Source organism: Gammaproteobacteria bacterium (assembly GCA_041395725.1).
Classification (GTDB): Bacteria; Pseudomonadota; Gammaproteobacteria; order Pseudomonadales; family Pseudohongiellaceae; genus NORP240.
Genome location: JAWKZW010000001.1, coordinates 4,637,246 through 4,658,156, shown reverse-complemented (window position 1 = coordinate 4,658,156; position 20,911 = coordinate 4,637,246). Strand labels below are relative to the sequence as shown.

15 protein-coding genes are annotated in these 20,911 nt (G+C 57.5%); 3 read left to right on the top strand and 12 right to left on the bottom strand.

Features of this window, described 5'->3' with window-relative positions:
- The 11 genes from R3F50_20535 to R3F50_20485 form a co-directional block, all read right to left on the bottom strand.
- Positions 1-1,005, bottom strand: coding sequence for an NADP-dependent oxidoreductase (locus R3F50_20535; GenBank protein ID MEZ5492677.1), 1,005 nt, complete (start codon positions 1,003-1,005; stop codon positions 1-3).
- A gap of 62 nt (positions 1,006-1,067) precedes the next feature.
- Entirely contained in the window at positions 1,068-3,083 is a 2,016-nt protein-coding gene (locus R3F50_20530) for a TRAP transporter fused permease subunit (protein ID MEZ5492676.1), read from the bottom strand.
- Positions 3,084-3,126: 43 nt separating this feature from the next.
- The gene (locus tag R3F50_20525; GenBank protein MEZ5492675.1) at positions 3,127-4,170 is read right to left on the bottom strand and encodes a TAXI family TRAP transporter solute-binding subunit; all 1,044 of its coding nucleotides are present in this window, start codon (positions 4,168-4,170) and stop codon (positions 3,127-3,129) included.
- Positions 4,171-4,384: 214 nt separating this feature from the next.
- Positions 4,385-4,666, bottom strand: a complete 282-nt coding sequence (locus R3F50_20520; protein MEZ5492674.1) for a hypothetical protein — start codon at positions 4,664-4,666, stop codon at positions 4,385-4,387.
- 28 nt (positions 4,667-4,694) lie between these two features.
- Positions 4,695-6,353 (bottom strand): VCBS repeat-containing protein, encoded by a 1,659-nt coding sequence (locus tag R3F50_20515; GenBank protein MEZ5492673.1) that lies wholly within the window; start codon positions 6,351-6,353, stop codon positions 4,695-4,697.
- A complete protein-coding gene (locus R3F50_20510) occupies positions 6,350-7,900 on the bottom strand; it encodes a VCBS repeat-containing protein (protein MEZ5492672.1) in 1,551 nt (516 codons plus the stop codon). Before R3F50_20510 ends, R3F50_20515 begins: the two co-directional genes overlap by 4 nt.
- 441 nt (positions 7,901-8,341) lie before the next feature.
- Positions 8,342-9,334, bottom strand: coding sequence for a PDZ domain-containing protein (locus R3F50_20505; GenBank protein ID MEZ5492671.1), 993 nt, complete (start codon positions 9,332-9,334; stop codon positions 8,342-8,344).
- A complete protein-coding gene (locus R3F50_20500) occupies positions 9,334-10,197 on the bottom strand; it encodes an ABC transporter permease subunit (protein MEZ5492670.1) in 864 nt (287 codons plus the stop codon). The genes R3F50_20505 and R3F50_20500 overlap by 1 nt, the downstream gene beginning before the upstream one ends.
- Before the next feature lies 1 nt (position 10,198).
- The gene (locus tag R3F50_20495; GenBank protein ID MEZ5492669.1) at positions 10,199-11,125 is read right to left on the bottom strand and encodes an ABC transporter ATP-binding protein; all 927 of its coding nucleotides are present in this window, start codon (positions 11,123-11,125) and stop codon (positions 10,199-10,201) included.
- 103 nt (positions 11,126-11,228) lie between these two features.
- A complete protein-coding gene (locus tag R3F50_20490) occupies positions 11,229-14,201 on the bottom strand; it encodes an insulinase family protein (GenBank protein ID MEZ5492668.1) in 2,973 nt (990 codons plus the stop codon).
- A 217-nt stretch (positions 14,202-14,418) separates the two neighbouring features.
- Positions 14,419-14,757 (bottom strand): hypothetical protein, encoded by a 339-nt coding sequence (locus R3F50_20485; protein MEZ5492667.1) that lies wholly within the window; start codon positions 14,755-14,757, stop codon positions 14,419-14,421.
- Between the two features lie 393 nt (positions 14,758-15,150).
- On the opposite strand from R3F50_20485, the gene R3F50_20480 reads away from it, so the two are divergent.
- The 3 genes from R3F50_20480 to R3F50_20470 all read left to right on the top strand — a co-directional run bounded on the left by R3F50_20480 (position 15,151) and on the right by R3F50_20470 (position 19,784).
- On the top strand, positions 15,151-16,842 hold the full coding sequence (locus tag R3F50_20480; protein ID MEZ5492666.1) for a TolC family protein: 1,692 nt from the start codon (positions 15,151-15,153) through the stop codon (positions 16,840-16,842).
- Positions 16,829-18,940 (top strand): HlyD family efflux transporter periplasmic adaptor subunit, encoded by a 2,112-nt coding sequence (locus R3F50_20475; protein MEZ5492665.1) that lies wholly within the window; start codon positions 16,829-16,831, stop codon positions 18,938-18,940. The genes R3F50_20480 and R3F50_20475 overlap by 14 nt, the downstream gene beginning before the upstream one ends.
- A 97-nt stretch (positions 18,941-19,037) precedes the next feature.
- On the top strand, positions 19,038-19,784 hold the full coding sequence (locus R3F50_20470; GenBank protein ID MEZ5492664.1) for an ABC transporter ATP-binding protein: 747 nt from the start codon (positions 19,038-19,040) through the stop codon (positions 19,782-19,784).
- Between the two features lie 216 nt (positions 19,785-20,000).
- Here R3F50_20470 and R3F50_20465 read toward each other — a convergent pair whose 3' ends face one another.
- A complete protein-coding gene (locus R3F50_20465; GenBank protein MEZ5492663.1) occupies positions 20,001-20,594 on the bottom strand; it encodes a hypothetical protein in 594 nt (197 codons plus the stop codon).
- Between the last annotated feature and the right edge of the window lie 317 nt (positions 20,595-20,911).

The window sequence follows — 20,911 nt, the reverse complement described above, 5'->3', positions numbered from 1 at the left end:
TCAGACTTTCACCACCATTTTGCCGAAGTTAGCCCCAGAGAACAGTGCCAGGAAGGCGTCTACGGTGTTTTCCAGGCCATCGATGACAGTTTCCCGGGTTTTAATCTTACCCGCCTTGATCCACTCCACCATGTCCTTTCTGAACTGTTCCTGCATATCGAGATGGTCCGAAACAATAAACCCCTGAATGCGCAGTTTCTTCCCCACGATGAGCATCAGATTGCTGGGGCCGGGCGCAGGCTCGGCATTGTTGTAGGTCTGAATCATGCCACAGGCGACGATGCGACCAAAGGGATTCATCGTGGCAATGGCCGCCTGCAGGTGATCTCCGCCGACGTTTTCGAAATACACGTCCACGCCCTCGGGTGCTGCTTTACGCAAGGCGGTCGTCAGATCACCACAGGTCTTGTAGTTGATCACCTGCTCCACGCCACATTCCTTTTGCAGCCAGTCGGCTTTCTCGTCAGAACCGACGCTGCCTATAACCCGGCAGCCTTTCAGTCTGGCAATCTGACAGACGTTGGCGCCCACTGCGCCAGACGCGGCGGACACGAATACAGTGTCGCCCGGTTTGAGATCAGCAAATTTCGATAGCCCGACATAGGCGGTAAGGCCCGGCATGCCCAGGGTGCCGAGGTACCAGGACAGGTGTTCTCTGTCGAAGGGTTCTATTTTTGTCACTGCCGCCGCGTCAGCCACAAAACCGTCACGCCAGGCCAGTTGGTTGAGTACGATGTCTCCCGGTTGCAGAGCAGGGCTGCGTGACTCCACCACCTCGCCGATAGCGCCGCCATACATGACCTTGTTCAGCTCATAGGCTGCCGCGTAGACGGCATCTTCCCGCATTCGGCCACGCATATAGGGATCCACCGACAGGTAGATGTTCTTGACCAGTACCTGGCCTGCCTCTGGTGCCGGCAGGTCAACTTCCACCAGGCGAAAGTTTTCTGCCCGTGGCATACCGGCGGGTCTGGAAACCAGGTGAATTTCTCGGGCCTTTGTCATGCTGGGAACTCCTGTCACGTTCTCGTTTTAATCGGGGTGGCGCTGCAGCGCCAGAAGAACCTTCAGCCTTCGGATTGAACCAGAGCGGCCTTGGTCCGCCGTTGCCACAGCACCACCCCCAATAACAGGCCGGCACCGAGCAGATGGAAGAGCAGCCCAAACGGCATCCACATCAGCAGAATGGCGCTGAGCAGCAGGATGGCTGCGCTGACCAGATTGAGCCGTATTTCCAGGTGCCAGTGCAGCAGGCCGGCCAGAGCATACAGCCCCAGGCAGGACCAGCCGAACACCTCCAGGCGTTCCGGCCAGGTGCCGGAGATCAGTGGTGAGTAGGCGAATAGTAGCGGAACCAGGTAAAGCCCCTTGGCTACTTTCCAGCTGGTCAGCCCGGTAGCCATGGGCCGGGTTCCGGCAATGCCGGCGGCGGCGAAAGAAGCCAGGCAGACCGGCGGAGTCACGTTGCTGTCCTGGGACAGCCAGAAAATGATCAGGTGGGCGCTGAGGAGCATCCCTGTCAGCAGCTCCGGATCAAGCATTTCCTCGCGGATAAGCCGCTTCATTTCCAGCGGCATCTCCTGCAGGGCAACAACCGGATCGCCACCAAACAGCCCCAGGGTGGCCTGCACGTTGGAGGGCAGATCGCCGGCCTGCAGCGCAGCCAGTAATTGGGAATGGCTGATAAGGTCATAAATCAGCGGTGCCGACAAGGTGGCCAGGACGATATAGGAAGCTGTCACCGGCAGCCCCATGCCCAGCACCAGAGATGCCAGGGCCACCAGTATCAGCGTGATCAGCAGGCTCCCCTGGGCCCATTCCACGATCATCAGTGAAAAGGCATTGCCCACTCCGGTGGTGGTGACCACGTTGATAATGAGGCCGACCGCTACCAGCAGCAGGGCAGTGGATACCATGGTCCGAACCCCTTCCAGGACGGCGTTGTAGATATCGGCCCAGGTCATCGGATTGCTGGACAGCCAGCTGGCGGCAATGACCGCCACGGTGGCGAAAGCGGCCGCGGTGGTGGGGGTTCTGCCGCTGACCAGCAGTCCTACCAGCACAGCCATGGGCAGGATGAAATGCCAGCCCTGCTTTAGAACTGCGCCCACTTTTTCCGAGTCTTCGGTGGTTTCCGGGTGCAGCCCAAGGCGTTTCGCCTCGATGCGTACAAAGTAAGAAACGGTAAGGAAATACAGAATTGCCGGCAGTACCGAAACGGCGATGATGGTCAGGTAGCTGATCTGCGTGTAACTGGCCAGCACAAAGGCACCGGCTCCCATCACTGGTGGCATCAGGGCACCGCCGGTGGATGATGCCGCCACCACGCCGGCAGAAAACTGACTGTTGAAGCCGGATTTACGCATCATAGGTATGGTAATCACACCGGTGGATACCGTATTGGCCACGGCCGAGCCTGACACGGAACCCATCAGACCGGAGCCCACAACCGCGACCATACCGGCGCCGCCGGTGAAGCGCCCGGCCAGACAGCGGGCCAGGCTGACAATAAAATCTCCGGCGCCGGAATGCAGCAGGAACGAGCCGAAAATAATGAACATGAAAACAAAGGTAGCCGAAATATTGGCGGTCAGGCCAAACATCCCTTCACTGCTGAAGTAGCTGCGGTACAACACGGTTTCCAGGCTGAGGCCGGGGAAGGAAAACACACCGCTGATATACCGGCCCATGAACAGTATATAGGCCAGGCTGACGAGGATGAGTGTGGGCATGAACCAGCCGGTAGTGCGGCGGGTAAATTCAATCGCCAGTCCTACCGCAATCAACGAGAAAAGGTAGTCGGTGAAAATGTACTCCGCTTCCCGCTGGTACAGGGCAGTCTCGAACAGGATCAGGTAGGCCGTGACTGACATCCCCAGTAGCGCCAGGGCGATATTGGTCCAGTACTGCAGTCCATGGCGCCGCACCTCTTCCCGCTCGTTGGCCATGAAGGCGCAGATTGCGACGAAACCGCCGAAGTGAATGGCGGACAGCCACAGCTCCGAGACACTGGCGAAAACATTGGCGTAAATGTGAAACAGGGCGAATAGGAATGCGCCAAGACGGAGTGCGGGTGAATTCATCGCGTTCGCTCTTTCAGGAAGCTCTTGTTAGTGGTTTTTTTATTCAAGGAGAGACCGCTTGGCCGGGTTGGTCGGGAATCAGGCGGTCCGGTATCGGTAATCCCTGCTCCCGGTAATAGCGCAGGGCGCCAGGATGCAGCGGCGCTCCCAGTCCGGCGATGGCGATGTCCAGGCGCATGTCATTGGTTGCCCCGTGAATCTCCTGCAGAGTCGCCAGATTCTCCCAGATCACCCGGGTTATGTGGTAAACCACATCGTCCGGAATATCGGCGCGGGTGACCAGGACATTGGGTGAGGCGATGGTACGGACGGGCTTTTCCTGGTTGGGGTAGGTCCCAGGCGGAAAATCGTACCAGTCCCAGAGCGGATACCGGGAGTTCAGCCTGTCCATCTGCTCCTGAGTCCAGTCAAGAATGGTAATACGATCCCCCATGATTGCGTAAGCCTGGGTGATTGAGCTGACCGGTGCCCCGGCCGGAATGTTCATGCCGACGATGCGACCATCCTGAATGGCGCCGGTGGTTGGCCCGTACCCCATATACCCCAGGGTAAACTTGCTCTCATAGTCGATACCGAGGGTATCGAGGATGAAGCGCCCGGTCTGTTCGGCCCCGGAGTTGCGTGCCCCAAGTACGTAGCGCTCGCCATCCAGATTATTCAGGTCCATCATGTCGCCGTTGCTGACCAGTTCCGTCAACAGGACGAAGTGTTCGACGTTTTTCCACAATGCGCCCACTGATCGCATATGGGTCTGTGGATTGCGAATGGGGCCTTCCCCGGCCCAGGCCCAGGCCCCGAAAGGTCCCTGCAGAATTGCAAACTGTGCCTGATTATCGCGCAGCAACTTGACGTTCTCCAGCGACCCGGCGGAGCTGATGGCGGTCAACGAAATACCCTCGGTGCCGCTCAGCTGCGCGTGGGCAACGGTCGCGATCGCCACGCCAACGGGGTAGTAGGTGCCGCCCGTGGTCGCGGTGGTGAGCACATAGGGTCGAATGCCCAGTTCATCACTGCAGGCGCTCAGCAACAGCATCCCCAGGATTCCTGTAACTCGCTGAAAACTGGTAAAAAAATTCTTATTTCTCATCAAGATTTGTACCTTGTTGCAAGCGTCCAGATGTAAACATATTTCCCGTTAAATCACAATAATTCCTGCCCGCTTCTTTAAATACTGAATGGTAAAAAACAGGACATTCCCGCGCAGGCAGGGTGCTGGCTGATTCAGCGGCAGTTGCAGGTCAGTTCTGAGGATAGGCTGGCAAGAGGGTAACCGCCAGCAAGGGGTGAACGCTACTCGCGGCTCAGTCGGCTTTTGTGTCGGGCCGGGCCGGAGGCTCAGGCTGGTTCGCAGGTCTTTTCTGCAACGTGTCCTGGCCATGGCCGGTCAGTGGTCGCTCCTCGTCCATCTTGTTGACCAGGGCGAATGCCCCGGCAAAGACGATTGTACCCATGGTTATGCCCAGCACCAGCATGAGTCGCAGAATCATGGGAATACTGAAACCGGTGGACTGTTCCATCAGCCAGGCGAACAGGTTGACCAACACCAGGGCAATTCCAAAGGCTATCCAGACGGTTTTTTTCACGGGTTCCCTTAACGATAAGGATTGGCGGTCAGTCACCCGAGAGTAACAGTATTCCGCTGATTTGAACATTGTCCCGCCGGGTGAATACGAACACGTCGTCCAGCCCGTCATTATTGAGCTCGACGGCGATGATGTCACCGGCTGTGATTTCCCCGTCCAGAATCAGCTGTTGATCGGCCTCCCGCCCCTGCACGCTCTGCAGTTCCTCAGTCTCGTTGATGGCGATATTGTCGAGAACATCGCGGATATCGATTTCGTACTGATCCTGGCTCCGGGTGTACCCCAGCCCGTCCAGAAACGGATCGGTACGGGTCACCGGCGCGACGGCATTGAGGAACAGGTCCAGCCTGCTGTCAGCGAGTACCAGCAGGTCCTGGCGCTCAGGATCATTGTCCAGGTCAGCAAGAATATTGGGCGGGGCCGGTTCGGCACCGCTCTCCCGAGCCTCCCGCGCAATGTTCATGGCCTGGCTGGCAAGACGCAGGGCCGACGGGAATTTCAGGTCAACCGTGATGCGGCGGGAAGGGCGACGGGCGAAGCGTTCTCCCTCGTTGGGGTAGATGAAGGCTTCCACGGCGATACTGCCGGACAGCGCCAGCCACAGAAAAATATCACCGACCGAGATGGTTTCCACCCGCCACAGCCACAGATCTTTCAGGCCGTCTTCGTTTTCATCGAAAAGAAAGACGCTGAGGACATTGCCGCCGGAGCGCAGTACCTGGCGTGGCTGAGCCAGCTCCATACCGGTAGGGCTGCCTGTGAACAGGGAGACCTTGCCGCCCTCGCGCAGCAGCAGATCGTCGATCCCGTCCCCGTCCACGTCCTCGAGGATCTCCTCATGGGTAATCGCCAGGATCCCGGTGAGATTGGAGAAGTCCAGCCGGTCCAGATCGAACTCGCCCAGTCGTTCCTCAATGGCCGCAATATCAAGGGAGTAGGTAGGCGATGGCGCAAAGTAACGGGTGTTGCTGGCGCTGGCCAGAAACACGTCAAGCTGCTCTTCGGTGCGAGAGATCAGATCGGTGGTACCATCGGCATTAACATCCCGAAGCTCCATCAGCGGTATAGTCATCGACTGACCAGTCTCCCTTTCCAGTCTGCCAGGCGTCAGCACTGTACGCATCTGCACTTCCGTTTGCACGGTAATACCGGGCTGGTAGCTACCATCTCCGTTCCGGATGTAAAGCTCAAGGACGCCGGCACCTGGAATGATCAGGTCATCCTGGCTGTCACCGTTGATATCACGGCTGAAGTGCAGACGATTAACGCCCTTGGTCAGAAAGCCGTTGAGATTGCTGTGCAGGACTTCAGGTTCACTGATCTGCCGGTCCTGCACCTGCCAGCGCAGGACATCCCGGCCGTCCACCAGGGCGATGATGGACAGGCTCTCATCGCCATAACCGCGGCTCAGGTCCCAGCCCACTGAAGTGCCGGGCAGGGTGATGGTCTGAAAGCCGTTGGCAAAATCGAAACCGCCGGCGGTCTGAAAATAAATCCGCAGCTCGTTTCCGCTCAAAGCCAGCAATTCCCGCTGTCCATTGCCGTCAGCGTCTGCGACCAGCAGCTGTTCCGTATCGCCTGGCAATTGGAATGCAAGCCGGGCGTAATTTTCAATGCTCGGCAGGGGCATGGCCCAGGCGACACAGAAGGCGGTGAGAATTGATTTAAGAGAAGTGCAGATCTTCATCGTGTTGCCACCAGAATCGTATGGGCCGAGCTGTGCCTGAGAATGATATCCGGCACGCCGTCCTGATTGAGGTCTTCGACACTGAAACCGATGACGGTGCGCGAGGGTACGTATTCCCAGAATGGCTCATCGGCAATTCGCAGGTCCTCGTCGATACGCCGGGCTGCCACGGCACCTTCGGGTGTTATGTAGAGGGCATCGGCACGGCCGTCACCATCCACGTCATAGTGCAGCGACATCTGTTCAGCCAGGCCTCGCACGTCACTGGCGGAAAAGCTTTCGTCGAGGCGGAACTGCGGACGTCTGGCAAACAGCCCGTCCGGATCCCGGGGGTAGATAAGCTGGCTGCGGACGATACTGGTGTTGCGAATCGCTTCTACGACCGGAATCGTATAGTAACTGACGGTAAGCTCCGGCCTGTCATCACCGTTCAGATCCATTACCTGCAGGTCAACATCATAGCCGGAGAAACGCATGACCTGATCCGCCTTATCGAAATCGAAACTGCCAGACTGATTCAGGTAAAAATAAAGATCGTATTCGTTGCCTTCGCCAGTGAGTCGCACCAGATCCATCAGCCCATCGCCGTTCAGCTCGAGCAGCCGGATGTCGCCGCGGGTGTCTATGGATCCCTGCCAGTCCGGCACGGCGGAGAAGCTGCCGTCAGGTTGCTGAAATAAAAGATTTACCTGCCCCCTGATGTCGAGGCCGACATTGAGGAATACGATGTCCTGGCGCTGATCGCCATTGAAGTCCGCCAGCAATGCGGGGGGCATCCAGTTCTCAGCCTGGAGCAGATCCCCAGCGTCGGCAGAATTCCCGCTCCAGTCTTCTACGAAGCCACTGAAGGGGGTTGGCTGGCTGCTGTTGACCACCAGCTTGATTCCGTCGCGGGAGTTGATATCGATACTGGCGGACAGGCCGGCGTCACCAGTGGGTCGCAGATTCGGGTCCAGCGCCCGATTGATGGTGGAAAATTCAGTGGCCAGCTCGAATTGCTCGGGCCCCGTGGCCCGGAAAAACCCGTATCCTTCAGCGCCTGGAACCAGCAGGTCCGCAAGCCCGTCTCCCGTGATATCACTGATGCCCTGAAAGAACTGCACCTGTTCGGGTTCGGGGATATCGGCTACCAGCGGCCATTGGAACAATGGCGTCAGGTTGCCGGCGTATCCCTCAATGGCGGTAGACAGGCTGAATACGCCATTGTTGGCGAACAGCACCAGCTCCTTGCCGGGTTCCGGGCGCAGGTCGGCAAAACCCACGGCAATTATTTCCGTCTTGATTTCCACCAGTCTGGGGCGGGGGGGGAAACGGCCATCTTCAGACTGCTGGTAGATCAACAGTTCCCGACCGACACCACGGCGCCAGCGGGAGCCTACCAGATCAAGCCGCCCGTCACCGTTCAGGTCTTCGGTGTAGAGTCTGGAAAAGGGTCCGTCACTCTCAATTTCGGAATCCACGTAGTTAGTCTGGGAAAACCCGACACCAGCCGGCAGCAAGGTCAGCAGTAAAACCTGGAGTGTGCGTAGGATCAGAGTATGCTTCATAGGGGCTGTCTGGTTCGCGGTGTCAGGGGTTGTGTGGGTTCCGACGTGTTGAATTTACGCATCGTGGTCCGGTTACTCTGCGGGGCAATTCGTCTGGCGGCAGGATCCCCGCCTGTTAATCATGGGCTCCTTAAGTCTGCAAAGGCCTTGTGATTCGCCCATTCCTCTGCAGAATATTTCTGTCAAACGGTCAAACGGTCAAACGGTCAAACGGTCAAACGGTCAAACGGTCAAACGGTCAAACGGTCAAACGGTCAAACGGTCAAACGGTCAAACGGTCAAACGGTCAAACGGTCAAACGGTCAAACGGTCAAACGGTCAAACGGTCAAACGGTCAAACGGTCAAACGGTCAAACGGTCAAACGGTCAAACAGTCAAACAGTCAAACAGTCAAAAAACCAACTTTAGTATACGGTCGTCTATTCGGTCGTCCTGGCCGGCTCAGGGATCTGCTGATTCCTCCAGCAGTTCCCCATAGTCACTGCTGATAGAGAAAATTTCCAGCAGCTCGTGCTTCCTTTCGCCCTGGTTCTGGTCGTAGCGATACAGCGCGAACAGCCAGAAATCCAGCACCGAGAGCCGGGTCTGCTGATCGGCGAGGCTGGATTCATAGAACAGCAGTGGACGCAGGGCTATACGGTTAATCCGGCGGCCCGGATCCCATAACGCTATCCTGCGCTCCTGCAGGGTGTCACCGGTATAGACCGTAAAGTTTACCGTATCACCCAGTGCATAATCGGTTAACAGGCTGTCGATCAGGCCTTGCGCGGACTGGACAGGCTGCCCGTCCAGCGCCAGGATTACATCCCCGGGGCTGATGCCGGCGCTGTGCAGCGGACTGTCATTGCTCAGCTCCACGACCCGGGCGGCAGAAATCTCCCCCTGGCCACGCACCTGCACCAGCGTTGTTTCGTAGCCCGCCCGGGTGGCCAGCGGATCGCTGCGGTACAGTTCCCGCAGTGGCGCGCCGGCGGTGGCTCTGGGGCGAGCGACCAGGCTGGATTCCAGAATGGCCGTTCCCCGACGGATCCGGAAAGTGAACGCCGCCCCCTCCTGACCTTGACGCGCCAGTGCTTCCAGGGTGTCGGGCTGATTCACCTCGGTTCCATTGATGGCGAGAATGATGTCACCCGCCTGCAGGCCGGCAAGGTCTGCGGGGCCGCCGCCGGCAACCTGTCTGACCCGGACGCCCGGCAGCACCTCGATGTTGAAGAGGGAATCGCTTTCGTTGACCGTGACAGCGAGCCCGAAATCCACACCACCGGCATTTTCTGCCTCTGATACAGGCTGGCTCAACTGCAAATCGTCCGGGGACAGGGTGACGTTGGGTACCAGCCGCCTGGGTTCATGGCTGACACAGCCTGCCAGCAGACTGCAGGCGAGGGGCAGCCAGCAAAAGCGCAGACACCAGGACGGCGATACAATTCGGCCCATCAGATTTTTCTCCTTTGCACCAGCCACAAGGACAGCAGCACCAGCAACAGCATCTGGGGGATCGGGATCCAGGTGTTGAGGGTGAGCATGCGCTGGTCGATCAATACATCGGAAAATCCCCGGACCAGGCTGCTGACCTCGCCCAGGTAGGACTGGTCGAGCAGTGCAGGTTGAAAGGTGGCATACAGGTAGTAGGCTGAATCACCCAGGGTAGCCTTGAAGATATCGATGGCGAGGTTGATCCCCAGGGCGGTGGTCACCGCCTGAGTTGTGCTGTAAGTGAGCACCGATACCAGCATGCCGAAAGCGATCACCGCCGGCAGGGGCAGGAGCGCAAGACGCAATCCAAGCAGAATTTCAGCGCGGATTTCCCCCTCGCCAATCAACTCAAAACCGTCCTCCACCACCGGCCCGAAATCCCAGAGCCAGGCGCTCACGGCCCAGGTGCCGACCAGCAGCAATGCCAGGGCAATGAGGGCGGTAAGATGCAGTTGCAGAAGCTTGGCGGTAATTACCGCGGGGCGCGACACCCGGCGTATGAGCAGGTGCCTGAGCAGGCCGGTATCCCGATCATAGGCAAAGGAATGCGCGGCCAGCGCCACCATAATAAGTACCAGCAGCGTCAAGCCGGTACCGAGGCCATCGACAAAGTAACCGTAGGCCGTCACGACCGGGGTGTTGCTGCCGAAGGGTGAATCGTTGAGCAGTGCGTCCCGGGCTGTCTCGCCGGCCTGACCAAGGCGGGTCAGGATCAGTTGTGCGGACACGATGAAGAGGGGCGCCAGCACGGCAATACGATTGCCGTAATTCCGCAGGGCAATGAAGATTTCAGCACGCAGGGCGGTGACAAAACCACTCATCATTCTAAGCGGCCCCCGCCAGTGGTTCCTGATCTGCCGTTATGCGGTAGAACAGAGACATCAGGGAATCCCGTTTCTCAATCAATTCCGAAACCGCCAGCCCGTGGCCGACCAGCAGCGCGTTGAGTGCTGCTGCATTGCCCTCCAGCAGTTCGCAGAGCAGCTGGTTGCCGTCGCGATCTTGCACCCTGGCCAAGCCGGATTTTCCAATCAATTCCTCCGCGCTTTCCGGGCGATCGCAGGTAATCTGCACGCGGGAATGATCCCGACCGAACAGCCTGTCGATGCGATCACTCTCGGCAATTCTACCCTGGTGAAGAATCGCCAAGTGGCTGCAAATCTGTTCCAGGTAAGGCAGCTGATGGCTGGACAACAGGAACGCGGTTCCCTGTTCCCGGTTGAGGCGGGTAATAAGCTCCAGCACGTCATTAACGCCTTCGGCATCCAGGCCGTTGAACGGTTCGTCCAGAATTATCAGCTGCGGGTTACCCAATAATGCATGGGCAATGGAGGCCCGCCGTTTATTGCCCAGAGACAGATGGCGGACACGGTAGTCCCGGTAGGTTGTGATTCCCAGCATCCGTTCCACTTCTTCACAGCTTCGTACCGGTTTGTCACATAACAGGCGGGCATGTCTCAGGTTCTGCCGCACGGTCAATCCGGGATGCAGGCTGGGGGTATCGAAGATTCCGACCACCGCGCCTCTGGCGCGATAGAGTTGTGACGGCGGCAGGCCCAGTACCTGGACCTGACCACTGTCGAACTGCTGCATTCCCAACAGGCATTCCAGTGTCGTGGTTTTGCCCGAGCCGTTCAGCCCGACCAGGCCGTGAATACTGTTCTCCTCGACCTCCAGGTTCAGCCCCCGGAGTATGGGAGTGGAACCGTAGTTCTTGTGCAGGTCGTAGATTCTAAGGGGGTTCGTGTTCACGGATTCAGTATGATCTGGAATGCTGTTCAGAGCCTGTTAGATGGCTTGGAAACCTGTCCGGGCCGGGTCGCTCCGGATAATGCCGGAGCGGCCCCGGGTCAGGTTAGTCGACAAACAGTTCGTCCACCTCGACTTCCTTGACACTGCCAAACTGCGCCAGTGCTTCGGTATCGATGGCGGTGGTGTCACCGACAATGGAAATCAGCTTCGGACGCCCTTTGACGTGCTCCTGCTGGAAGGCCAACAGGTCTTCCATGGTGACATTCTGCAGCTGTGCATAGCGGTCCCGTCGCGGGTCACCCTGCAGGCCAAGCCGTTCCCAGCTGCGCACCGAGCCGATCACCTCACGGAAACTCAGCTTGGAAGTCCGATAACGATTCAGCAGGGAATTGACCGATTCGTCGAAGCGTTCAGTCGATTCCGGCATATTGTCGATCAGGTCTACGAAAGCCGTTACCGCGTCCACCGTCTTGTCGGTCTGAGAGCCGATAGCGCCCAGCATCAGGTTCTCGGCATCCTCGCGACTCCCCTGGGCATAGCTGGCCGCAGCGGAGTAGGCCAGGGCACGCGCCTCCCGCAGTTCCTGGAATACCACGCTGGACATACCGGAACCGAAGTAGTTGTTATAGATCGAAGCAATGAGGCTGAGGTCTTCGTCGAAACTGCCATCCGGAAATTCGATCCGCACCTGCGACTGGGCGGTTTCCTTGTTCACCAGGTAGATTTCAGTTGCATCGAAGTTCCGGGTGGTGCGGAAGCGATACGGAGGCGGATCCAGTAAATCAGCGCCCACCGGGTGATGTTCCCTGAGCACTTCGACCAGTTCTTCCAGGGCCATGGAGCCGGTGTAAGCGATGGTGTGCTTGTAATCAAGCAGGCTGCCGGGCAACCCCAGCAGCTCGGCCAGGGAGGTTGCCACAATTTCCTCGCTGGTCAGAGATTCCAGCATCGGCGATTCTTCGCCGTAGCGGTTGTAAAGATACAGCGCTCTGGAAATCGCCTGGGGCGATTCTTTCTGGTCTTCCCGGGACTTCAGGATGATGCCTTTGAGTTCTTCCAGGGTTTGCTCTTCGGCTACCGGGTTGTGCACAAGTTCCAGCATCAGGTCGAGGGTGGGAGCGAATTGTTCATCCAGGCCGGAGATGCTGATGCTGGACTGATTTTCACCGGCACCAAAACGGAACTCGCTGCCCATTCTGTACCATTCTTTCTGTAATTCTTCGTTGGAAAGGGAGGGGGTGCCGGCCTTGTCCATGACGGCCGCTGCCAGTCCCAGTTTTTCGTTGGTGTCGGTGCCCACGTCAACGGTGATGCTGAAAGTGAACAGGTCGTTGAGCGGGTTCGGTGCGTAGTACAGGGGCACGCCTTCGGCGAACTCCAACACCCGGTAGTCCTGGCCTTCTTCCACAAAAGACGGTTCGATTGGAACCACTTCCATCTGCAGAATACTGGCGGCGAATTCCGATTGCCGGGTGGGGTCGATGGAGACGGGATCAATCTGAGGTTTGGCCACCGGTGGAATTTCGTGCTGGCCATCTTCACGGTACACGGCCACGTAGTTGCCGTTGAAATAGCGGTTGGCGGCTGCGACGATGTCGGCTTTGGTGACCTGTTCCAGGCGCTCCATTTCGCCGACATAATGATCCCATTCGTCATAGGAAAGGAACGCCTGGCGCATCATGGCAACACGCGCGGTATTGGATTCCAGCGATGCTTTCTGGGATTTTTTGAAATCGTTGACGATGGCCGGGATTATCCAGTCGTCGAACTGACCGGCCTTGATCAGTTCCAGCTGCTCCAGCAGGAGCGCTTCCACTTCTTCAAGAGTCTGGCCTGCCTTGGGCACACCCCACAGCTGTTGTGACCCGTAGTCGTTCAGAAAACGGGGATAAGAACCGGCACTGGCTACCCGTTGAGCCTGATTGAGATTGAGATTGATGAGGCCGGCGGTGCGGTTGTCCAATATCATGTCCAGCATCATCAGCGCCTCCCGGTCAGGGCTGGCATTGGATACTGTTCGAAAAGCCAGTTGTACCTGTTCTTCGCCAGGATAGTAGACGGTCTGACGCTCGGCACCCTGCAGGGGAGTTTCATTCCACGGACCAACCTCGGGCACGTCCTTCGCTTCCCAATGGCCGAATTTCTCGCTGATCAGCCTTATGGTCTCTTCGGTGTCGATGTCACCGCTCATGAAGATAGCCATGTTATTGGGCACGTAATAGGTATCGAAATAGTCCTGGATGTAGACCAGGGAAGGGTTCTTCAGGTGCTCCGGTTTGCCTATAGTAGGCTGTTGTCCGTAGGGGTGCTGCTTGTAAAGCAACTCATCTGTGGCATACAGAATAATCCGGTCAGCATTGTCCAGGCTGCGATTCAGTTCCTCGTAGACAGTTTCCAGTTCGGTGTGGAACAGCCTGAACACGGGGTTGATAAATCGATCAGATTCGATTTCCGCCCATTGCTCAAGCCGGTTGGACGGCAGGCCTACCTTGTAAACGGTTTCCTCGTATGAGGTATGGGCATTGAGTCCACCCGCACCCATGCTGTTGTAGACCTTGTCGATTTCATTGGGTATCGCGTACTGCGCCGCCTGTTGGGCGACACGATTGATCTCAGCATAGATAGCTGCCCGCTCCTCTTCGTCGGTGGTGGCGAAATGCTGTTGGTACAGATCGACGATCTGATCCAGGTAGGGTTGTTCGGCAGCGAAGTCCAGGGTGCCCATGTTGCGGTTGCCCTTGAACAACAGATGCTCCAGGTAGTGGGCCAGACCGGTGGCATCGGCCGGGTCATGCTTGCTGCCTGCTCGCACGGCTATCTCGGCGTAGAACCGAGGCTCTTCGTGGTTTTCAGTCAGGTACACCTGCAGGCCATTGTCCAGTTCATAGATATGGGTGGCGAGGGGGTCGTTGGGATTGGGCTCGTTGATCTGACGATAGCCCGCCTCAGCGGCGGCTGAAGGCGTTTCCGACGCCTGTGTCAGCTGACTTCCGGAATCGGATTGCTGGCCGCAGGCTGTCAAAAGCAGCAGCAATGCGGTAATTGCCAGGCTGGTACCCGAGAAAAGCTTTGTCATGTCAGATATTCCCCTCTGCGACTGAATGGCTGATCATGAATGGTCAGCCTCAAACTGTAGTTAAGAATCGATACTGTATAGGAATTGCCGAAGAAATCCACAGCAGCCGGGTCAATTCGCCCGGGACCCCCAGGCAATCAGCGTTTCCCCCTGGATTACGAACATTGTCGGTGTCAGGACTCCATGACCGGTAAAACTGTTCCGCTGTTGCAGACACTCATTCGACTTCGGTGTCGAGTTGTTCGTTTACCCGCCCGGTTGCCGGTTCCATCATTTCCCGGGCCTCCTGCAGGGCTTCGGAAAGATTGGTCATCTGAACCTGAGAGCTGCGCAGATTATCCTGCAATTGCTGTATCCGGGTTTCGAATCGCTCCCGCTGTTCAGTATTGATGGCCAGTTGTTGCTCGTATTGCTGCCGATAATCCCGCTGTGCGGCCACTTCTGAACCGAGAGCGGCATTCTCATTATGCAGCATTACGGAAAAGAAACTGAGCCCCCCGGCGACAAACCAGGGAATGATGAATAACGCGAACCTGAGCATTGTCTGATGCATCATTAGACCTTTCCAAGCGACACTTTTATCCGCCAGTTCAAGCCTGATCCTGGCGCTGATCTGAAGACTGGGCAGGCTGGCTCGCCAGGGGCAACGGTTGAGGCGCTGCTGGCGCTCATCACTGTTGCTTCCCCGGCCTGCCTTTGCCCGGTTACCCGGGCAACTTTCGCTCTGCTCCCCACGCTCCCTCGTTCTGTGAGGCGTATTCTACCGCTTAATTCACCCGTTTGGCGGCTTTGGAAGGGCGGCCTGCCTCTGTCTCCCGCAAATACATCGGTTTTGAGCGAATTTGGGGTAAACGCCATTGCCAGGACGGCGTTATACTGTCCATCGGCCCGGTATCCGTTAATTCACCTTCAGAATAACAACAGAATAAAAGCGAACAGATAGAAAATTATGCTGCGACGCCCTTTAGCAATTTTGCTGTCGACGGCCCTGCTGGGCTGTACAACGGGTTATTACCGGCAGTCGGCGGACAATGAAACTTACCAGGCTATCACCGGCAAGACACCGACCGTGCCGGGCATGACCCGGCAGGTGGATATCGATCCGTCAGCCTCGGTCGAGGTGATTGATCTGGAGGCCTATGATCAGAACCAGCAGGTATTTGAATTTCTCGACAATCAGGCCGAAAGTGAACTGGAGGCCAGGGTCATCAGCCTCAACGATGCGCTCGAATTGGCGTTCCAGTACAGCCGGGAATACCAGACTCAGAAGGAACGGCTCTACCTGGAAGCGCTGGCCCTGACATTCGACCGTTACCGCTACACGCCGATATTCTCCTTCACCTCCAGTGGGGATTACCAATGGGATGCCGATGATCAGTTTGTCACGGACATGGAGGCGCTGACCGGCATGGAACGGATCAATACCAGTGAGAGCATCGATGCCGGGACCAATCTGGGGTCTCGCTGGCTGCTGAAGGGCGGCGGTGTGCTGGCCCTCACCCTGACCAATAATTTCACCCGCTTTCTGACCGGGGATGTCCGTGAAACAAACGGCAGCGCTCTGTTTGCCTCCTTTGCTCAGCCGCTGATTCGTGATTTCGGCACGGCGATCGAAACCGAAAACCTAATGCAGGCGGAACGGGATCTGCTTTATCAGTTGCGCGACTTCACGCGATATCGCAAGCTGTTCGCGGTTCGAATCGCCTCGCAGTATTATTCGGTGCTGCTGAACCGGGAAATTGCCCGCAATAACTATTCCGGCCTGCAGGCAGTCAATCTGAACCTGGAACGGGAGCAGGCATTTCAGGCTGAAGGCCTGCGCACGTTGTTGCAGGTTGGTCGACTGGAGCAGCAGTCTCTGCAGCAGGATTTGCGCTGGACCAATTCAATCACCCGCTACAAGCGCAGTCTGGATCTGTTCAAGATACTGATCGGGTTGCGGGCCAGCGACAATATCATCCTCGATGATAATGAGCTGGCGCTGATTGCTGAAACCGGCATGACTGATCCCGACCTGGATATTGATCAGGCGCTGGGGCTGGCGCTGCAGACCCGGCTGGATCTCTATACCGAGCTGGACCGCGTCCAGGACAGTGCCCGGAAGATCAGGGTAGCGGCGAACCAGCTCAAACCTGCCCTGGATTTTGGTTTTGATGTGGCGGTCAGCGGCCCCGCGGATGCTGATCTGGGCGAGCTTGATTTTGAAAACGCCGTGTATACGGCCGGGCTCAACCTGGATCTGCCCCTGGACACCAAGTTCAATCGCAACGAGCTGCGTCGCGCGCTGATCACTTATGACGCGACCACCCGGGCCTACCTGGCGGCGGTGGATGAAGCAAAGCTGGAAGTCCTGGATGCCTGGCGGCGCATGGACCAGGCATTGAAGAGTTACGAGATCAACCTGACCAGCGTCCGGATCAATGAACGTCGGGTGGAAGAGGCCCAGCTGCGCGCTGAACTGGGCCTTGGCGATATCCAGGATACGGTGGATTCGCAAAACGACCTCATCGCTGCCCGTACCGAACTGGTCAGCACAATCGTCGAACACAATATTGCCAAGCTGGAATTTTGGCGCGATATCGGATTGTTGTACGTGGACGATTCCGGTCAATGGGAGGAAGGGGTTGATGAACCTCAATAAACAAGGTGTTGTTACCGATCTGATCGACAGGCTGCCCGACGGGCTGAGAAACCTCGTGCAGGCCTGGCTGGCGCGTTTCAAGGCTGCCTCCAGGCGCACCCGCTACGCCATCGTGGCCGGCTCAATCGGGGCGCTGGTGCTGTTGATCAGCCTGGGCAGCGGCTCCGGGTCCGATGGTGGCGGTGGAATAACGGTCCAGGCCAGGCGTGGCGACCTCGATATTACTGTGTTGGAGGGTGGTTCGCTGGAAGCCCTGGTGTCCACGGAGATACGTTCCGAGGTGAAAGGCCGGGAAGGGGTGAAGATTCTCAGCATCGTCGAGGAAGGGTATCGCATTACGGAAGAGGACGTGGCCAGCGGCAAAATCCTGGTGGAACTGGACACCGCTCAGCTTATCGATCAGCAGCTCAATCAGGAGATTGCTGTTGAGACCGCCGAAGCCCAGTACATTGAAAGCAAGGCCCAGTATGAAATTCAGCTGAATCAGAACACGACCGAGCTGAATGATGCGCGGCAGGGCATGCGGTTTGCGAGGCTGGACTTCGAAAAGTTTCTGGGCGCCAACGTTGTCAACGACATAATAACGGAGCTGGGGATCGAGGAGCGCCTGGCCAGGGCAGAGGCGGCGGATCTGGCCGCCCTGAAAGCGGAATCGGTGCCCGTCAGTGCTGTCAGCCGGACACCTGCTCCTGCAGGCGGAAGCTTCGATCCGGATAACCTGGAGGCCCTGCCGCCCCAGTTGCAGGAGCGGATTCGCCAGTCCATGGCGGAAAATGGCGGGCAGATTCCAGCAGATATGCTGGAGCGTATGCAACGCTTTTCTCAGGGAGGCTTTCAGCCCGGCTCGGGACGGCCCGGTGGTTCTGGTGGCCGGCAGGGCGCCCGACTTGGCGGTGTAACCAGCAGTTTCCCGGAAGAGGCCGGTGCGGCCACATCACCCCCGGCGGAGCTGGTGCTGGAGCCCCTGAAGACTTCGGCGCTCCCGGCGGTAAGCTCCTTGCTCATGGATGAGGACTACATGCGCATTCGTGATCGACTGGATTTTACCCAGTACGCAGAAATCAACCGGCTGGAAGATGGGGAAGCCAAGCAATTCCTGCGACAGCTGCAGGACGAATTACAGGTAGCACAGGAAGAGTACCTGTTGGCTCAGGACCGTATCGAGGGTCAGCGCCGCCTGGAAGCCCGTGGTTTCATTACTCCGACCGAACTGGAGGCGGAGGAATTAAACCTGAACAAGGCCAATAACAAACTGCAGGAAAAAGAGACCGCGCTGAAGCTTTATATTCAGTACACCTTTCCCAAGGACGCGGAGCAGAAGTTGTCCGATTATGAAAACGCCATCATGAGCTACCAGCGGCAGGTCAAGGAGAATATTGCGAAGGAAGCCCAGGAAGAGGCCGGGCTCAGCTCGGCGGAACGCAAGTTCAACCTGGAGCGGGTCAAGCTGACTGATATTAATCAGCAATTGGAAGCGGCAACCATCCGCGCTGCACGTCCCGGTCTGGTGGTCTACGGAGCATCCGATCAGAGCAGTCAGCGTTACCGGCGCAGCAGTGAAGAGGCTATTCAGGAGGGGGCGACAGTCCGGGAAAGACAGCCGATCCTGACCATACCGGATATGCGTGAGATGGCGGTCAAGGTTAATATTCACGAATCAGCCGTGCAGCGTGTTGCAGTCGGGCAGCATGTTAATGTGTCAATTGACGCCTTTCCTGACGAGCGGCTGACAGGGGTCGTGACCAAGGTGGCTGTTGTGGCCGATTCGGCCAACGCGTTTATGAACCCTGACCTTAAGGTTTATCCGACCACTATCAAGATTGATGGTACCCACGAGTGGCTGCGTCCCGGCATGAGCGCCCAGGTGGAAATCCTGGTCAATCGCCTGGAAGATGTCATTTACGTGCCCTTGCAGGCGGTAACCTATCTTGGTGATCAGCGCGTTGTCTATGTCAGCAATGGTGGCCGACCGGAACGCCGCGAGGTTCAGACCGGAGCGTTTTCCGAGCAATTTATCGAAATAGTCAGTGGGCTGCGGGAAGGCGAAGAATTATTGCTGCTGCCTCCGCAGCAGGACCGGGCTGAATCGGGCGGCTAGTCGCCTGCGTTGCGATTGACCGGGCCATGGGGTGGTTCACCAGAGAAACCCGGGGTAGCCCTGTGAGGCCGCATGAAATAGTCGCGAGGTGAACGACTTGGACCCAAAGAGCATGACCACGACGGCAGCAGTTGGCTCCGATCCAGCACCGCTGGGGGGCCGGTCTGTGGTCGCCCGGATTGAGGATATTCGCAAGACCTACTACATGGGCACCCTGTCCGTAGAGGTACTGCATGGCATCTCGCTGGACTTTTACCAGGGTGATTACATCAGCATCATGGGCCCCTCCGGTTGCGGGAAGTCGACCCTGATGAATATCCTCGGCTGCCTTGATCAACCCACTTCAGGAAAGTATTTCCTCGGTGATGAAGACACTTCGAAAATGGAAGACGATGAGCTGTCCACGGTCCGTGGCGCCAGGCTGGGATTCATCTTTCAATCCTACAACCTGATTCAGCAGCTCAATGTGCTGGAGAACATCGAGATGCCGCTGTTCTACCAGGGGTACTCAGAGACCGAGAGCCACGGCATCGCGATGGCGCTGGCGGAGCGGGTAGGACTGGCGGAGCGGGTGGACCATAAGCCCTTTGAGCTGTCCGGTGGTCAGCAGCAGCGGGTTGCCATAGCCAGGGCACTGGCGGTGGACCCGTTGATCATCCTTGCCGACGAACCCACCGGTAATCTGGACTCCAAGTCCGGGGCGGAGATTCTCAACCTGTTCGATGAGCTTCATCAACAGGGCAAGACCCTTATCATGGTGACCCACTCGGAGGAGTTGGAAGAGCGGTCGCACCGATGGGTCCGCCTGCGCGATGGCGTAGTCGAAAGCGACGAGCGCCGTTAGCGCGGATCTTTCACTGAACTCCTGCTGTGGCCGCCCCAGGGCACTGCATCGCGACGGTTTTTCGTGAAATTTCCGGGTCGGGTCGTTTCTTTGATCAGCCTGACAATCAGCCAGTCCCGGGCTGAAAAAAACCCCCGCTGCCTGGACCGGCAACGGGGGTTTTGTTTTTTCTGCGCGGCCTGTCGTCAGGCAGTCGCATCCGAAATTTACCGGACTTCAGTGACCGTTATTGGAATATTCGGTACCGTTGACAGGAATCATCAGGTGAGCACCGGAGGTACCAGACCGCATCATCCAGGGTGTGCCTCTACCAGCCAGCGCGTTGTCTCGCTGCGGGCCTGTCGGCATGCCCAGTTGCTCGGCGCTGGCATTAGGCAGCGAGATCACGAACAGGTACTGGATTCGATCCGGGGTGTCAAAGCGTCGGTAGCTCAGGGCACCAAAAACCCGTGGCGGAATCTGACCTTCGTCTTCGGCTTTCTGGAGCGCCAGTTGCAGTGCTTCGCCTTCCAGGCCCTGAGCCCTCAATTTGGCTGACAGGTCGTTGCGGGCGCGCAGGGAGACCGGGTTGCAGCGAGTGAAACCCTCTGCGTCGGTGGGCTGGCATTCCACATGATTGGAACCCGTCTTCAGGGTGATGCGGTTGCCGGTGGTATCGTCATAGGTATACACGGTGGCATCCGCCCGCAGATCAGCCGGCAGGGGTGAAAGAGCTTTCTCGATGGTTTCTGCCTGACTCTGGGCGAACAGCTGTGGAGCAGCCAGCAGGCCTGGGATTGCCAGGGCAAGAGCGTAACGAAGTGGTGACATGTCAACCTCCCTTTATTGGTTTCACGGTACTGTGGTTTTATGGTTTTATATAAATAGTTATGGTGCTGCTACTGGTTTTAAGGCTGGTGATTACGATTTATATCGCACTCTTGATTGTCTCGCCTTTTTTTATTTGAGGCCCTTGAAGGGTCACGACCAGCCTTGTCAACGCAATGCCGATCACCGCCGTTATATATAGAGCTGTACTCTCGGCTTAGAACCTGCCAGGCGACGTCTATCTTACGGCATAAGCGAGGCTATACCTACTAAAAAACCTGATCTTGATCATGAAATGCATGCAAAATACCGTGAATCAA

Bases quoted from the DNA above. Each gene is read 5' to 3' on its own strand.
- R3F50_20485 (MEZ5492667.1), bottom strand. From the start codon at position 14,757: ATGATGCATCAGACAATGCTCAGGTTCGCGTTATTCATCATTCCCTGG.
- R3F50_20525 (MEZ5492675.1), bottom strand. From the start codon at position 4,170: ATGAGAAATAAGAATTTTTTTACCAGTTTTCAGCGAGTTACAGGAATC.
- R3F50_20535 (MEZ5492677.1), bottom strand. From the start codon at position 1,005: ATGACAAAGGCCCGAGAAATTCACCTGGTTTCCAGACCCGCCGGTATG.
- R3F50_20490 (MEZ5492668.1), bottom strand. From the start codon at position 14,201: ATGACAAAGCTTTTCTCGGGTACCAGCCTGGCAATTACCGCATTGCTG.
- R3F50_20530 (MEZ5492676.1), bottom strand. From the start codon at position 3,083: ATGAATTCACCCGCACTCCGTCTTGGCGCATTCCTATTCGCCCTGTTT.
- R3F50_20465 (MEZ5492663.1), bottom strand. From the start codon at position 20,594: ATGTCACCACTTCGTTACGCTCTTGCCCTGGCAATCCCAGGCCTGCTG.
- R3F50_20515 (MEZ5492673.1), bottom strand. From the start codon at position 6,353: ATGAAGATCTGCACTTCTCTTAAATCAATTCTCACCGCCTTCTGTGTC.
- R3F50_20480 (MEZ5492666.1), top strand. From the start codon at position 15,151: ATGCTGCGACGCCCTTTAGCAATTTTGCTGTCGACGGCCCTGCTGGGC.
- R3F50_20500 (MEZ5492670.1), bottom strand. From the start codon at position 10,197: ATGATGAGTGGTTTTGTCACCGCCCTGCGTGCTGAAATCTTCATTGCC.
- R3F50_20510 (MEZ5492672.1), bottom strand. From the start codon at position 7,900: ATGAAGCATACTCTGATCCTACGCACACTCCAGGTTTTACTGCTGACC.
- R3F50_20475 (MEZ5492665.1), top strand. From the start codon at position 16,829: ATGAACCTCAATAAACAAGGTGTTGTTACCGATCTGATCGACAGGCTG.
- R3F50_20505 (MEZ5492671.1), bottom strand. From the start codon at position 9,334: ATGGGCCGAATTGTATCGCCGTCCTGGTGTCTGCGCTTTTGCTGGCTG.